The organism is Halanaerocella petrolearia, from assembly GCF_054657875.1.
Genome location: NZ_BAAHXW010000002.1, coordinates 382,742 through 398,618, shown reverse-complemented (window position 1 = coordinate 398,618; position 15,877 = coordinate 382,742). Strand labels below are relative to the sequence as shown.

Annotated in this window: 16 protein-coding genes and 1 other annotated feature; of the genes, 5 read left to right on the top strand and 11 right to left on the bottom strand. The window is 34.0% G+C overall.

All coding sequences use genetic code 11. From position 1 onward, the window contains the following. Positions 1 to 178: 178 nt before the first annotated feature. Positions 179 to 521 (bottom strand) — a binding site (T-box leader). Between the two features lie 429 nt (positions 522 to 950). From ACYQ39_RS09240 to ACYQ39_RS09225, 4 genes are all read left to right on the top strand, one after another. After that, positions 951 to 1,532: a hypothetical protein gene (locus ACYQ39_RS09240; protein ID WP_459842369.1), complete on the top strand. Its 582-nt coding sequence runs from the start codon at positions 951 to 953 to the stop codon at positions 1,530 to 1,532. Next, positions 1,533 to 2,075 (top strand): biotin transporter BioY, encoded by a 543-nt coding sequence (locus tag ACYQ39_RS09235; protein WP_459842367.1) that lies wholly within the window; start codon positions 1,533 to 1,535, stop codon positions 2,073 to 2,075. Beyond that, positions 2,075 to 3,229, top strand: coding sequence for a thiolase family protein (locus ACYQ39_RS09230; RefSeq protein ID WP_459842365.1), 1,155 nt, complete (start codon positions 2,075 to 2,077; stop codon positions 3,227 to 3,229). Before ACYQ39_RS09235 ends, ACYQ39_RS09230 begins: the two co-directional genes overlap by 1 nt. Before the next feature lie 202 nt (positions 3,230 to 3,431). Next, positions 3,432 to 4,763: an AMP-binding protein gene (locus ACYQ39_RS09225; RefSeq protein WP_459842363.1), complete on the top strand. Its 1,332-nt coding sequence runs from the start codon at positions 3,432 to 3,434 to the stop codon at positions 4,761 to 4,763. Here ACYQ39_RS09225 and mnmL read toward each other — a convergent pair. From mnmL to ilvD, 5 genes are all read right to left on the bottom strand, one after another. Further along, positions 4,743 to 5,369: a tRNA modification radical SAM protein MnmL/YtqA gene (mnmL, locus tag ACYQ39_RS09220; protein ID WP_459844324.1), complete on the bottom strand. Its 627-nt coding sequence runs from the start codon at positions 5,367 to 5,369 to the stop codon at positions 4,743 to 4,745. The two genes, ACYQ39_RS09225 and mnmL, sit on opposite strands and share 21 nt — an antisense overlap. Positions 5,370 to 5,378: 9 nt before the next feature. Further along, the gene (locus ACYQ39_RS09215; RefSeq protein WP_459842361.1) at positions 5,379 to 5,696 is read right to left on the bottom strand and encodes a TIGR01212 family radical SAM protein; all 318 of its coding nucleotides are present in this window, start codon (positions 5,694 to 5,696) and stop codon (positions 5,379 to 5,381) included. Between the two features lie 270 nt (positions 5,697 to 5,966). Beyond that, the gene (gene mnmM, locus ACYQ39_RS09210) at positions 5,967 to 6,539 is read right to left on the bottom strand and encodes a tRNA 5-(aminomethyl)-2-thiouridylate-methyltransferase MnmM (RefSeq protein WP_459842359.1); all 573 of its coding nucleotides are present in this window, start codon (positions 6,537 to 6,539) and stop codon (positions 5,967 to 5,969) included. 107 nt (positions 6,540 to 6,646) lie between these two features. Beyond that, positions 6,647 to 7,348 (bottom strand): demethylmenaquinone methyltransferase, encoded by a 702-nt coding sequence (locus tag ACYQ39_RS09205; protein ID WP_459842357.1) that lies wholly within the window; start codon positions 7,346 to 7,348, stop codon positions 6,647 to 6,649. Between the two features lie 93 nt (positions 7,349 to 7,441). After that, complete coding sequence (ilvD, locus tag ACYQ39_RS09200; RefSeq protein WP_459842355.1) at positions 7,442 to 9,100, bottom strand: dihydroxy-acid dehydratase; 1,659 nt, start codon at positions 9,098 to 9,100, stop codon at positions 7,442 to 7,444. A gap of 195 nt (positions 9,101 to 9,295) precedes the next feature. Here ilvD and ACYQ39_RS09195 point away from each other — a divergent pair, with 195 nt between their 5' ends. Further along, positions 9,296 to 9,991, top strand: coding sequence for a CPBP family intramembrane glutamic endopeptidase (locus ACYQ39_RS09195; protein WP_459842353.1), 696 nt, complete (start codon positions 9,296 to 9,298; stop codon positions 9,989 to 9,991). On the opposite strand, the gene amrS is transcribed toward ACYQ39_RS09195, so the two are convergent. From amrS to rplM, 6 genes are all read right to left on the bottom strand, one after another. Further along, positions 9,988 to 10,968 (bottom strand): AmmeMemoRadiSam system radical SAM enzyme, encoded by a 981-nt coding sequence (gene amrS / locus ACYQ39_RS09190; RefSeq protein ID WP_459842351.1) that lies wholly within the window; start codon positions 10,966 to 10,968, stop codon positions 9,988 to 9,990. The genes ACYQ39_RS09195 and amrS overlap by 4 nt on opposite strands. Before the next feature lie 13 nt (positions 10,969 to 10,981). Then, entirely contained in the window at positions 10,982 to 12,391 is a 1,410-nt protein-coding gene (gene amrA / locus ACYQ39_RS09185; protein ID WP_459842349.1) for an AmmeMemoRadiSam system protein A, read from the bottom strand. 181 nt (positions 12,392 to 12,572) lie between these two features. Then, the gene (gene rocF / locus ACYQ39_RS09180; RefSeq protein ID WP_459842347.1) at positions 12,573 to 13,460 is read right to left on the bottom strand and encodes an arginase; all 888 of its coding nucleotides are present in this window, start codon (positions 13,458 to 13,460) and stop codon (positions 12,573 to 12,575) included. Between the two features lies 1 nt (position 13,461). After that, entirely contained in the window at positions 13,462 to 14,523 is a 1,062-nt protein-coding gene (locus ACYQ39_RS09175) for an alanine/ornithine racemase family PLP-dependent enzyme (RefSeq protein WP_459842345.1), read from the bottom strand. Positions 14,524 to 14,869: 346 nt separating this feature from the next. Beyond that, positions 14,870 to 15,265: a 30S ribosomal protein S9 gene (rpsI, locus tag ACYQ39_RS09170; RefSeq protein ID WP_459842343.1), complete on the bottom strand. Its 396-nt coding sequence runs from the start codon at positions 15,263 to 15,265 to the stop codon at positions 14,870 to 14,872. Between the two features lie 21 nt (positions 15,266 to 15,286). Beyond that, a complete protein-coding gene (gene rplM / locus ACYQ39_RS09165) occupies positions 15,287 to 15,715 on the bottom strand; it encodes a 50S ribosomal protein L13 (protein ID WP_459842341.1) in 429 nt (142 codons plus the stop codon). Positions 15,716 to 15,877: the final 162 nt, after the last annotated feature.

Here is a 15,877-nt window from a genome sequence, read left to right as displayed (position 1 = left end):
ATGACCAATCTTATCTACTACTTATTATTACTTATCTATTCTAATATCTATTACTCTATAATAACCTAACTACTCAATTAGATATTATTCCATTTTAAAACTAACTATCTACTAAAAAGTATATACTTACTTAATATAATAAAAAACCTCTCATCTCAATCAACAGTTGAATACTGTTAACTGGGACGAGAGGTCTTCTCACGTGGTACCACCCAATTTTGCTACTATCTTACGACAATAGCCTTAATAAGTACTCGCATGTTGTAAGTCCAGACTAACATATTAATCATATCTGTACAGGTTTAATATATTAACCCCAACACACTTCATACCCCAGCATATGATAACGGATGCTGTTTTCCTAAGCCTTTACTTAGGTTGCCGGCATAGCTTACTCAAATTAACTTTCAGCTTGCAACTCCAGGGAGATATTCAATAGGCTATTTTATTCTGGCTCTCACCAAACCCAGTTCGCTGTAAATAAAATCAAACTATCTACTATACCCCTTCAACGCTTTTAACATTAATTAACTTGTTACCTATAAGTATAAAGAATTAATGTTAATTTGTCAATATTTTTTAAAAGTTAATTTTTCAACTATACAGTTCAAGAGTGAGAGAAATAATTAAGTCAGATACGGTTCTCAGCTATCCCGTTTCTCTGTAATCTTATTAACTATTTCTGTCTCTATCACTACTTTTAATTCTATGTTATTTGCTCAATAGTATATGTAATGAAATTACAATTGTCAAGAAGATTCAACAAAAAAATTCACTTTCTCTTTCTGTAAACTTTAGATATTTTGAGTTGACAATACCAAGATCATTCTCTATAATATCAATATCAGATCTAGGAGGGATACTATGGGACTCAAATCATAACATTTAATCAATCTAAACTAAAAAGATGGTCTACAACCTTTAACTTAAAATTTGACTGGAATAAGCAAGTGCCAGCTATGATAGCTGCTAGCTTGTCCTTATCTACTTTAGGACAGGAAGTAGATGATAGATACTATTTAGCTAAACAGAAATTTAAAGTTAAACAATTACCTAAACTAAAACAGAAACTAACACTAACAGGAGAAGTTAAAAAAGTTCACAACAGAGAAAAACTGAATTACTTAACCTGTAGAACAACGGTAAAATCAAAAAAAAATAAATTAATAGATCTATCATCAACTTTAATTAAAAGAAAAGAAGACAATAAATCTGACAGAAAAAGCTTTAATAAAACTCCAAAACTTTGGAGAAATATTACTCCAGAAGAAGTCTATAAATTCAGTCAGTATAGTTCAGACCCTAATTCAATCCACTTAACAGATCAACCTATAGTCCAAGGAATGCTACTTCTATTACTTTTAGAAGACTATCTAGCTCAAAACAATGCTAGACTTAATAAGGGAACTATTACTTATCTTAAACCAATTAGAAGTGGAGAACAAATTAGATTAGCAGAAAAAAATAATACTTTACTAGGGATTGTCAATAATCAAATATGTTTTAAATTAACTATCAAGGAGGAATTATAAATGTTTAAAAAGTTAACTACGCAAGATATGGTTTATTCAGCAGTCTTTGCTGCTTTGATAAGTGTATTATCATATGTATCAATTCCTATTCCCTTTAGTCCAGTTCCAGTTACTGGTCAATCACTAGCTGTTATGCTAGCAGGAGCTATTTTAGCCACTAGACAAGCTGGCCTGAGTATGGTAATTTTTCTACTACTTGGAGCTATTGGAGTTCCTGTCTTTTCACAAGGTCGTGCTGGTATTGGAGTCTTTATGGGGCCAAGTGGAGGTTACCTAGTTGGCTATTTAGTTGGGGCTGTAGTGATTAGTCTAATTGTACAAAACAAAAAATCTTACTTACGTATTGGCTTAGCTAATGTTATAGGTGGTATTGTGGTTGTTCATTTATTAGGTATTATTTGGCTCAATATAATTACTGATATGGGATTACAAAAAGCTTTTATGTCAGGTAGTGTACCTTTTATCCCTGGAGATTTACTAAAAGCAGTAATTGCTGCTATTATTAGTGTGCCTATTATGAAACGACTAAAAGGAAGATTCTAATGAAAAAAGTCTTTATTATTGGAGGACTTAGAACTCCTATCGGCAAAACTAACGGACAACTTAAAGACTTCTTACCTAAGAATTTAGCTGCTCATATATTAAATCAAACTATAGATAAATATAACTTAACAGCAGATAAAGTAGATCAGGTTATTTTGGGTAATGCTGTAGGATTAGGCGGGTTGGCCCGCCTTTCTTTATTAGAGGCTGGTTGGCCAGTTGAAATACCTGGTACTACTATAGATTTTCAGTGTGGTTCAGGCCTGAGTGCCATCAACTTTGGGGCCAACTTAATTCGAGGAGGTCAAAGTGATCTTATTGTAGCTGGTGGAGTAGAAAGTACCAGTTTAGAACCCCGCCGCCAATTTAATCCTACTGACCCTCGTTTTACTGGAGAAGATGATTATCTCGATCGAGCTATCTTCTCTCCTACCTCTTTAGGAGATCCTGATATGGGCCAAGCCGCAGAAAAGGTAGCCCAAGTCAAAGATATATCACGCCAATCCATGGATCAATGGGCACTAAGAAGCCACCAGAGAGCAACTAAGACCCAACAGGAAGGACTACTAGATGAAATCATAACGTCACTACAGATGGATAATCAGATAATAAACAAGGATGAATCTATTCGGTCTAATATGTCATTAAAATTATTAGAAAGAATGTCACCAGTTTTTGTAGAAGAAGGAAAAGTAACAGCTGGTAATGCTTGTCTAACTCATGATGGAGCAGCAATAGTCATTCTAGGCTCTAAAGAAGCAGTTAAAGAATATAATTTAAATCCAGAAGCTAAATTCATCCAAGGCACTACAGCAGGAGTAGATCCTAACCTGTCTCCTTTAGGGCCAATTCCAGCTATTAAAAAGTTACTTACAAAAGAAGATATCACTTTATCAGATATTGACGCTTTAGAAATCAATGAAGCTTTTGCCGTTAAAATTCTAGCCTGTCTACAAGAGCTTGATATAGCCAAAAGTAAAATCAATATCCTAGGTGGAGCTTTAGCTTATGGTCATCCTTATGGTGCTTCAGGAGCTATTATACTACTTCATTTACTACAGGCTCTCAAGAAAGTCAATGGCAAGTTAGGAATTACTTCTCTTGGTGTGGCAGGAGGACAAGGGATAGCCACGTTGATTAGAAGAATCACTTAAAGATTTACTATCTTACTTCAGTGAAATATAATTGATATAAAGTGGCACAAAGTGCCACTGCTATCAGCTAATTCAAAATCTTTACAGTCAAAACTTAACATTCTAAAAATTTAGATTATATTTATGATTTTGACTTTGAATTGGCTCACGACTGACAGCTCATAGCTCATGACTATTAATAAAGTAAAGAAAGGAGTCTAACATGTTAATTCACGAAACTATCAAACAACATGCCCAACAAAATCCAACTAAAGCTTGTTTAATTAATGGACAGAAGAAAGTCTCTTATCAAGAATTAAATCAGCAAGTAACTACTATCGCCTCTAAACTAACTACTCTAACTCAGCTACAAGATAAAATAATCATTAAGCTAGCCAATCCAATTAAAGAACTACTTTATTTATTAGGCGCTGCTAAAGCTGGATTAACTTCAGTATTAATTGATACCGAGCTACCAGCTAAGAACTATCAAAATATTATTCAACGTATTGACCCTAAAATAATCATCGACCAACAATTCAGATTACCACAACAGAAGGCTGATAAGTTGCCGACTGTTAAAGATGATTATCTTTTCTTAGGAGCTCTAAGCTCAGGTAGTACAGGAGAGCCTAAAATCATCTGGCGTAACCACAAAAGCTGGGTTAGTGCCTTCCCCCACCAGAGTGAACTTTTTAATCTAGATAATAGTGACAGACTACTGTTAGTTGGCCCGTTAGTCTATACTGGTAACCTTAATAGTGCTATTCATCTAATCTATGAAGGTGGAACTATAGTATTTTCTGAATCTAATTTTCCTAACAGATGGCTTACAGATATAGCTAAACATAATATCAGTGCTCTATTTATGGTTCCAGCCCACTATAGAATTCTAATTAAACGACTTAAAGAACCAATTCAACATATAAAATCTGTAGTCAGTACTGGAGCCAAATTAGATATTTCTACTGTTAAACAACTCCAACACTACTTCCCTAAGGCCCAAATCTGTCAGTACTATGGAGCTAGTGAATTAGGCCATGTCAGTTATGCTCTAGCAGAAGATATGATTAAAAAACCAGATACAGTAGGTAAAATCTTCCCTGAAGTTACAGCTTGGACTAAAGATAATCTAGTCTGGGTCAAGAGTCCTTATTTAGCAACTAGTTATCAACCTCAGGCTACTGCTAATGACTTAGGAAGAATTGATGAAGACAACTATTTACATTTATTTGGCCGAGCAGATGATGTTATTAACCAAGGTGGGGTTAAAGTAAATCTTAATCATATTAAAGAAATACTTACTAACTATCCTAAAATAGATCAAACCGCCATTATCAGCCTTAATAACCAGCTAAAAGGCAAAGAAGTAGCAGCAGCAATAGTTAAAAATGATACTGGATTAACTAAGCAACAAGTTAGAGACTTCTGCCAGACTAATCTATCTAAAAGTAAACAACCTCAGAAAATTTTATTTATAAAAGAAATCCCAACCACTAAAGTTGGGAAAATTGACTACAAAAAATTAAGTAGATTATTTAGAGAATTGTTTTAGAGCCTTCCCTTCTAAATAATCAAACTTTCTACCTTGATATGTATCTCGTTCTTCCATCTCTTCTAAGATAAAGTTATTAACTTCTGAATAATTATAACCCCAGTTAACAAATAAAGTCCCTTCTTTAGGGGCTTTACCTAATAATCTCTGAACTCCTATCTTAGGATCAAGATATTCTAGGAAAGCTATTACACGATCAATATACTCTTCTAGCGAAATCATCTCCAACTCTCCTTCTTGATACTCTGCTCCTAACTCAGTATCTTCTCTAATATACAAAGCATGGAGTTTAACATTATCAACTCCTAAAGCTGAAACTATCTTAGCACTTTCAATTGTATCTAACTTATTATCACCTGGTAAATTTAAGATTAGATGGACTCCTACATCTACTCCATACTTCTTAGATAGATTAACAGCAGCAATAAATTCTGCTAGCGTATGTCCTCGATTGATCTCTTCTAAAGTATGATAGTTGACTGTCTGTAGTCCTAACTCAAGATTAAGATTAACTTCAGAGCTATTACTTTCAATTAAATCGACAATACTCTCTATATACTCCTGATTAATACAATCAGGTCGAGTAGCAAGAACAACTTCGACTATATCTTCTACTTATAAAGCCTGAGCTATATTATCTAATAACTCATCTAAAGGTAAATATGTATTAGTGAAATTCTGAAAATAAGCAATAAACTGTTTGGCATTATATTTATTAGCAATCGGTTCCTTAATATCTAGTAACTGTTCTTTAACTGGTGTTGGACTAGCTTCTTCAAAACTAGCTCCTTCCTCACCACAATAAGTACATCCTCCTTCTCCTAAAACTCCATCCCGATTAGGACAGCTCAAAGGTAGATTAACAGGTAGTTTATAAGTCTTAGCTCCATACTTACCCTTTAGATAATTGGAATACTTATAGTATTTAGTCATAATATCTCTCCCCGATTAATAATTTACAGTTTACAATTTACAATTGACAGTTAAAATCAAAAGCTAAATCCTAAAAAAATAAATTCTCTTGAATTCAAGTAAGCTGAAAGTTGAGCATAAGTTTGGTCTATAATTTTTACTAAAACTCAAACTTAAATTAATCATTTATTCTTCATTCTTTATTACTTATTCTCTATTCTTTATTAATTGTCAATTTTATTCTTAATTAGCTTTATTCTTAATTAGCTTTATTCTTAATTAGCTTTATTCTTAATTAGCTCTCTTCTTAATTGCTAAGACCTGAGGTGGCTCTTTCTCTTGATTGATAAAACTATAATGTAGTACATTATAAGCCTTTTCATCAAGTGCTGTAGCATAATCTAATAGCACTTGTTGTTCTTCTTTCCCACCTGGATGTCCTAGATACATAACGAGTACTAATAATCCTCCTACCTGTAGTAGATCAATCCCCTCTTTTACAGCCTGTAAAGTAGTCTCTGCTTGAGTAATAACTTCCTTATCTCCACCAGGCAGATAACCTAAATTGAATAAAATACCATCTACCGGCTGATCTATATAGTCTGCTAAATCCTCATGGCCATCATTAATCAATTCTACTTGTTGCTTCAGATTAGCTTCTTCTAATCTCTCTTTAGCTCTTTTAATTGCTTCTTCTTGCAGATCAAAGCCCCAAATAGTTCCTGATCTTCCGACTAACTCAGCCATAAACTTAGTATCATGACCATTACCTACTGTAGCATCAACTAAGTTGGCCCCTTGCACTATATGTTCTCTTAATAACTGATGAGAAAAATACACCCCTTGTTTGAAATCTTGTTGCACTCTGTTCTCTCCCCCTTAAAATTACATATCATTCTTCTCTAACTACTTTTAATTTTTTCTGTAAGCCTTTCCTGATTCCTTTAATCCATTTTTGAACTTGCAAAAAATTATTTTATTCCAGTATGTAAAGCTACTACTCCTCCTGCAAATTGATTTGTCTTTACCTCTCTAAATCCAGTTTCATAAAATATATTCTCTAATTGCTTACTATTTGGAAAATTAGTTAAAGATTCAGCTAACCAAGCATACTGCTTAGGCTTATTTACAAGCGATCTAGCTAAGACTGGAACAACTTTATAAACATAAAAAAAGAATAATTTACGATAAATTTTCCAAGGTGGTTTAGAAATATCTAAAGATACAACTAAACCATCTGGTTTAACAACTCTCCTCATTTCAGCTAAACATTGATAAATGTCTACAACATTTCTAAGACCAAAACCAATAATTGCACAATTAAACCTATTATTATCAAATGGTAAATCTAAAGCATCTCCTTGGATCAATTCTACTCGTTTATTCAATCCTTGTTCTTTAAGTTTCTGTTTACCAATCTCAAGCATATTCGAACTAAAATCAATTCCTATAATTTCTCCTTGCTTGCCAACAGCTTGAGTTAAATCTACTGTCCAATTAAATGTACCACAACAAACATCTAACACTGTTTCGCCAGGTTGAATATTTAATTGTCTTAAAGCCCTCTTTCTCCAAAATCTATGTAGTCCTAGACTGATAATCTCATTCATAAAATCATAATCTGGAGCAATAGTTTCAAACACAGAATGTACATAATTAGATTTTTTTGCCATAGCTATAGCCTCCATCTATTATTAGTTTGCCACTATAGCTATCTATCTTTCGTGAAAAATAAAAAAAGCGGGCCAACTTTGGCCCACTCAACTTTATTCAAATACTGCACCTGTACTAGCTGAACTAACTAATTTAGCATATCGTGATAGATAGCCTGTCTTAATCTTAGGTTCAGGTTTCTCCCAGCTCTCTAATCTTTCTTCAATCTCTTCCTCGCTTAGCTTTACATTTAACTTACCATTAGGAATATCAATTTCAATTATATCTCCATCCTCTACAATGGCAATTGATCCACCTTCCATTGCTTCAGGAGAAATATGACCAATAGAGGCCCCTCTTGTAGCACCAGAGAAACGTCCATCAGTAATTAAAGCTACCTCTTTATCTAAACCAGCTCCTGCTACAGCAGAAGTAGGTGTTAACATCTCACGCATTCCTGGTCCACCTTTTGGCCCTTCATACTTAATTACAACTACGTCTCCTGCTTTAATATCTCCATTGTGAATAGCTGCTACTGATTCTTCTTCTGAATTAAATACTTTAGCTGGTCCTTCATGAACTAACATCTCATCAGCTACAGCAGCCTGTTTAACTACTGCACCATCAGGAGCTATATTACCTTGTAAGAATGATAAACCACCTGTTTCATGATAAGCAGTCTCAAAGTCACGAATTACTTCACTATCTAATACCCTTACTCCTGTTAAATTCTCTTCAATTGTATTTCCTGTTACAGTAATTAAGTCCTCATTTAAGGCATCTTCATCACTTAAGACCTTCATTACAGCTGGAATACCTCCTGCTTCATGTAAATCTTCAATATGATACTTACCAGCTGGACTTAAGCTACATAAATGAGGTACTTCCTCTTTAACTTCATTAATCAGCTCTAAATCAAGTTCAATTCCTGCTTCATGAGCAATAGCAGGCAGATGTAGAGCTGTATTAGTAGAACAACCTAAAGCCATATCCACTTTAAGAGCATTAATAAAATTTTCTTCTGTTAAAATATCTAAGGGCTTAATATCTTTCTCTAACATCTCTAACACCTGAGCCCCAGCCTGTTTAGCTAATCTTAATCGATCAGCATAAACAGCCGGAATTGTACCATTACCTGGTAATCCTAAACCTAAAACTTCTGTTAGACAGTTCATAGAATTGGCTGTAAACATTCCTGAACAGGAACCACAGCTTGGGCAAGCACTATTCTCTATCTCCAATAACTCATCTTCAGACATTTGACCAGTCTTATGGGCAGCTACACCTTCAAAAACTGTCTTAAGGTCAATATTCTCCCCTTGATGTCGTCCGGCTAACATTGGCCCGCCACTAACTACTACTGTAGGAATATTTAATCGAGCAGCAGCCATTAACATACCTGGCACAATCTTATCACAGTTAGGAATTAAAACTAACCCATCTAAAGAATGAGCTCTAGCTACTGTCTCTACTGAATCTGCAATTAATTCTCGACTAGCTAAAGAATAATGCATTCCTTGATGACCCATAGCAATACCATCACAGACACCAATAGAACCAAATTCTACTGGAGTTCCACCAGACATTCTGATACCATCTTTAACAGATTGAGCTACTTTATCTAAATCAACATGTCCTGGAATTAATTCATTAACTGAATTACAGACACCAATTAAAGGCTTATCTAATTCATCATCAGTCATACCTAAAGCTTTAAATAAAGAACGTTGTGGTGCATTATTAACTTTCGTTGTTACTTGATCACTTCTCATCTTCTCTCCTCCTTAAATTCTTAACCTTCTAGTTACAGATATTTTAACAGAAAAATGACTAATAAGCAATCTAACCTGCTTTAAAATCAACTTGTTACATAGCAAATTATCAATTAAAATTTAATTCTAAACAATACAGGAATATAATTACATTTATAGAACTATTTATATAAGATGAATAATGGAGGAATTAAGATGACAGAAGAAAAAGAAGAAGAATTAACAATTATTGATCTGATTAGGCTACAATTAATCTGGTATATAATCAATTTCTTAGTTATTTTTTGCCAAAACCATATTCAGTTCGAATTACCTTACTTTAATGACCTATACCAAATAATCTTTAAAATCATCGGACGCAGTTTCTTTATTTCTTTTGTTCTTTATTGGATTACTAATTATGATATATCTTTTTCAGAATTAGGAATTAATTTTAATTGGACAAGCACTAAAGTGGGAGTTAGAATCAGTTCCTTTTTATTACTAGGGATGCTTATCATTAATCTATCCTTTACTAAAGAAATTATTACACCATTAATTGATATTAGAGATGTAACAGATTTAACTAGTAGTTTCTTTTATCTTTTACTATTAATTATTGGTTATTTAATTCCTGCCTTCAGTAAAGAACTGTTTTATCGGGGTTTCATTTATTATCATTTTAGAGAAAAATTTGGAGGGAAATTAGCTTTTATTATCAGCAACTTATATTATACCATTAGTTATCTTGATATTAGATTAAATCATCTAGTCATTTATCTCTTGATTGGTATTATTACTACCTATCTCTATCATAAAACTGAATCACTATTAGCTCCTACTATATTCCAGACTATTTATCAGGCTAGCTTAACTCTTTATCTCTTTGGATTCTCTGAATGGTTATTTTAATTAATAATATTTAATTCTGCTTTACAATTAGCACACTGATTTCCAGCCTGTAGGTTATTTTCTAATTGATAATCTCGTTTAATGAGTGGTTTATCACAATGAGGACAATAAGTAATTAGACTTTGTTTATTATTCACATTTCCTAAATAAACATAATCTAAATATTGACTAGCAATATCTTTGGCTTCTTTCATCTTTTTGATAGAAGTTGGTTCTTTATCTAATTGATAATTAGGAAAATATCGACTTAAATGGAGGGGAATACTAGAATCAAGATCTGCAATCCAAGCTACTAGTTCTTCTATTTCTTCTCTACTATCATTTAAGTTAGGCACTAATAAAGTAGTAATTTCTAATAAAACATCTTGATAAACTAACTCAGCTGTTTTTTTAACTGGATTGAGTTTACCTTTACAGATTTCACGATAGAACTCATCAGTAAAAGCTTTTACATCCAAATTAATGGCATCAATGTAAGGCAACAACTCTTTCAAAGGTTCAGGATTAATCATTCCATTTGTAACTAATACATTTTTTAATCCTTCTTCTTTTGCTAACTTAGCTGTATCTAAAATATACTCATACCAAATTAATGGTTCAGAATAAGTATACGCAATACCTATTGAATTCTCTCGCTTAGCAGTACTAACTGCTTGTTCAAAAGTTATATTCCTAGTTGGCGCCTCTGTATCCTGAGCTATTCTATGATTTTGACAAAACTTACACTTTAGATTACAACCTACTGTCCCTAAGGATAGAATCTGACTACCAGGATAAAAATGATATAATGGTTTCTTCTCAATAGGGTCTAGAGCAATAGAACTAACTTTATTATAGGCAGTAGATCTCAGTTTTCCCTCCTTTACTTTTCTTACTTGACACCTTCCAGCTTGACCTTCAGTCAATTTACAGTAATGAGGGCAGAGCAGACATTCAATCTGCTCCTCCTTCTTTTGATAGTACAAAGCTTCTTTCACTAGAATCCCTCCGTTATTTATATCTTGTGACCTCAAACTTCATTAAATCTATATCGTCATCAGTTTCAGGAATTCCAGCCTTTCTTTTAGCAATCTGTACCTGCTTTTGAGCAGTATCAATACCTTCTAAATTAGGTAGTAACAAGCCAGTAGCATTCCCCTTCTTAACAATAACTCCATACTTATTGGGATCTAATTCTGTAATACTATCAACTTCCTTTGGTTCACCTAATACATCTACTGAATATGTAAGTTTCTTTAGTTCCTTAGAATCAATTGAGTCAAAACGTGGATCTTTAAAACCTGCGCTAACAGCATTCTTAATAATCTCTTGGGCTATATTTGCTTCAGTCGGTCGAGTAGTTCCAATACAACCTCTTAAATTATCATCTTTTTTAATAGAGACAAAGACTCCAGCTTGATCTGTCAATTCTGGGCTCAATTCAGCTGGTACTTCAATAATCTCCTTCTTATAAGTATATTCCTCTATAGCTTCTCGGGCCAACTTTACCGGTTCACTTTCATTCTCTCGAATCTGCTCTAACTCTTTTTGCTTTCTCTCTTCTATCTCTGCTAAAAAAGCTCTATCTTCATCTCGACCTTCTACTTGATAACTAGCTACTGCATAACCGACTCCAAAAGGCCCTTCATAAGAAAGAACTTCCCCTTCTACATCTAACGCATCTAATGTCCCTAACATCATAATAATTGGTCTTAAACCACACTCACCAGCCTTTTCAATTAAAGAAGAATCTAAATCAAGTATCTCCTCTACTGCTAAATCATCTAAATATTGAACTAGAGCTGTATCAAAATCTTTAGCATGTGGATTATAACCTGCTGGAGCATCAGGAGTCAATCGATGTGATAGATCACCACTAGCAATTACAGCAACCTTATAACCCAACTCTTGGGCCAACAATTGAATTATTTTCCCAAACTTATATAGATTCTCATAGGGTAACATTCCCATATTAATTGGCACTAAAGGAGTATTTACTCCTGCTTGCTGAAGATAATACAAAGGTACTACTACTCCATGGTCTAACTTTGTCTCTACATCAAACTTTCTAGCAGCTCTATCATCAATTCGAGCTACTTGAATATCTTGAGTATGACAGGCTCGAGCAATCTCTTGAGTAAATTCTTTTTCTAATTCATAACTTAACTCTACCTCATTAACTCCAAAACCACTTAAATCACCTTGTAGTGGATCTTGATTTAAGATACTAATAGCATCAGAAAAGACTGGACCATGAGGACTGATAGTAATAATTAAATCAGGATCAGCCTCTTTTACATCTTGGGCCAACTGTTCCATACTAGCTACTGTATCTTCAATCTGCTCTAAATCATCACCACCAACTTCAGGTATTGCTACTGGTGGATGAGGCGATAAACCAGCAAATACAATTCCAGACATCCTATCACTCCCTTATTTAAATTTACAATTTACAGTTAAAATCAAAGAACAGATAATAAAGTTGAGCATAAGTTTAGGTCTATAATTTTGACTCAAACTCAAACTTAAACTTAGACTAATCATTTATTCTTCATTCCTTATTATTTATTAATTGTGAATCATCAATTGTCCATTATCAATTCTACAAAATTCTCTTCCCAAAAGCGGAAGTAATCAATTCTACAGCCAGCTCAGCAGTCTGATTATGCCGATCAAGAATAGGATTAACTTCAACTAAATCCATAGAAGATAGAATATTAGCCTCAGCAACCATTTCTAAAGCCAAATGAGCTTCACGGTAGTTCAACCCACCTCTGACTGAAGTTCCTACTCCTGGAGCTTCTAAAGGATCTAATACATCAATATCAAAACTAATATGTACTCCATCAACTCCTTGGTTACTAATCATAATTGCTTCCTTAATCACCTGATGAATCCCTAATTTATCTATATCATCCATAGTAAAGACAGTTACTTCAGATTCTCGTAGTAACTTCTGCTCTCCTTTATCTAAGTCTCTAGCGCCTACTATTACAACATTCTCTTCTTTAACCTTTGGTGCAAATCCATTACAATTGACTAACTCATCTGCACCTCGCCCTACAATAGCAGCCAACGGCATCCCATGGACATTACCTGTTTCACTAGTCTGAGTAGTATTGAAGTCACCATGGGCATCGAACCAGATTAAGCCCATCTCTTTCACTTTAGCCATTCCAGCTAAACTACCCATAGTAATACTGTGATCACCACCTAAAATAAGGGGGATCTGACCCTGATCAGCTATCTTGCTGATTATTAAAGCCAATTCTTCACAGATGTCAATTATCTGAGCAGCGTATTTAGCTTCTTTATTCTCTGCTTTATTATTGATAACAGGTATTCTAATATCACCTAAATCTTCTACTATTAAATTCATATCATCTAACTGATCTAATAAATGGGCATATCTAATGGCACTTGGCCCCATATCAACTCCTCGGCGATTTGCTCCAAAATCTGCTGGCACCCCTAAAATCTTAACTTCCATCTTAATCCTCCCGATACACCTTTTTTACATATGGTGAAGTCATTGCCTGCAATAAAGCAGCATAATTTAATCTGAATTCTATTTGATCACCTAATATAATATCTGGATTATCTGTTACATCTAAAATTAAATGATCACTACTAGCGCCTTCTATAGTTATTCCCTTATTTAATGGAATTAATCCTTTAGGAGAAATATCCTGCCTACCTAGAGCCAAAATCGCTCTTCTTCTAATTCCTTTGTCTACCACTTCTTTCGTCTCAGCAAAGGCATTTTGGCCCATCTCGCCTTCAGTACCTGTCGGTTTCTCCTTTAACTCAATTACCTCGCCTTTAAGTTTAAATGTATTCAGGCTAGTTACAGCAAAAGGCTTACCATCAGGTACTCTACGACCTAGCAGAATTGTCTCCCCCACTCGTAGTTGATTACTAATAGCTTGGTAATTATCTTCTAATAATAACGGTAAAGAACTACTATTACCTCCAGAAATAATCGGTAGCTCTAATTCAAATTCTCTTTCTACTTTTTCCACCTGTTTAGCCAACTCTTCCATCTTATCTTGCGTAGGTAAGACCCCTCTAAAACAAGCTAAATTAGTACCTAATCCTACTACCTTAATATTACTCAATTGCTTAACTTTATGTATTGTCTCCATCAAATTGTTTAGTAAAATCCCTTCTCGTCTATCTCCTAGATCAACTAATAAAATTACTTGGTGAATCATATCTTTATTTTCTGCAGCATAATTCAATGCCTTAATCACTTCAAATTCTGTATTTAAGCTAATATCAGCTAATTCTACCACTCTATCTACTTCACTTAAACTAGGAATTCTAAGTAACAACAAAGGGCTATTTAAAACAGCTAACCTCTCTAAATTAGCAAGACGTGAATCTGCTAAACCATCTACCCCGCCATCTAACATAGCTTTGGCTACCTGTAAGTTACCACAAGCGCCTTTAGTTACTCCCCAAATATCCATATTATGTTCAGCTGCTAAATCAACTACTTGTGTTGTATTCTCCTTAAGTACTGTTAAGTTTATTTCTAATTGAGCGCTCATCTATAGCTCCCCCCATTTAAATTAGGGATTAATGTATCATTTTCAATAATACTAGTCGTGAGTCGTGTGCTATGAGTTATAAGTAAATTTAAAACCAATTATTACTTAAAAATTGCTTTGATGGAAAATAATTTTTCAAAAGTTTTGAACTTTAACAGGAAAACAAGGCAACTATTTATTTAAGACAATAGTTAATATATAAATTCAAATTATTGAATATAATCTAGTGTTTTTTAATAGTACAAAGCATATGATGTTAACTTTTTAAAAGTAAAAAGTTATATCAATAAAGTAAAAAAAGGAAGAGTATAGTATACCCTTCCTTGCAGTGTAGTAATTTGATTGATTATCTCTTAGAGAACTGTGGAGACTTACGTGCTTTCTTACGACCATACTTCTTACGCTCTTTCATTCTTGGGTCACGAGTTAAGAAACCAGCCTTCTTAAGCACATCTCTATGTGCATCATCTACTTTTAATAAAGCACGAGAAATTCCATGACGAATAGCTCCAGCCTGTCCAGAAACTCCTCCACCATCTACATTAATAGCTACATCAAAAGTACCATCTGTATTTGTAATTTCTAATGGCTGCTTTACAATCTGTTCTAAGCTGTCACGACCAAAATAATCAGATAGCGGCTTATCATTAACAACAATCTTACCATCACCTGGAAGTAATCTAACACGTGCAGTTGACGTCTTTCTACGTCCAGTTCCTAAATATTCAACTTCTGCTGCCATTATAAGTTCCTCCTCTCAGAATTATAATTCTAGTTCTTTAGGTTCTTGAGCTTGATGTGGATGTTCAGCATCAGCGTAAACCTTTAATTTCTTAAGCATTTTTCGTCCTAACTTGTTACTAGGTAACATTCCCTTTACAGCCTTTTCAATAGCTCGTTCAGAATTATCCTGTAATAGTTCTTCATAAGCAGTCTCCTTTAATCCACCAGGATATCCAGAATGCTTACGATATTGTTTATTGGCTAACTTATTCCCTGTTAAATGTATCTGATCAGCATTAACTACTACTACATAATCACCAGTATCAACATTTGGTGTATAAATAGGCTTATGCTTCCCTCTTAAAACCGTAGCAATTTCAGTAGCAACACGTCCTAAAGTCTTACCAGCAACATCAACTACATACCATTTCCTATCAATATCTTCAGGACTAGGCATATAAGTACTCATGATTCTTACCTCCTAAATATTTTATTAAACCACAATCTATAATCTATAAACCGGGGCTAAGATTAATTCAGAGAATATATATTCCCTGAAGTGGCTGACAAACTCACAAACTAATTTTATGATACCAATGGTCTACTGTCAAGACATATTCAGAATAAATTC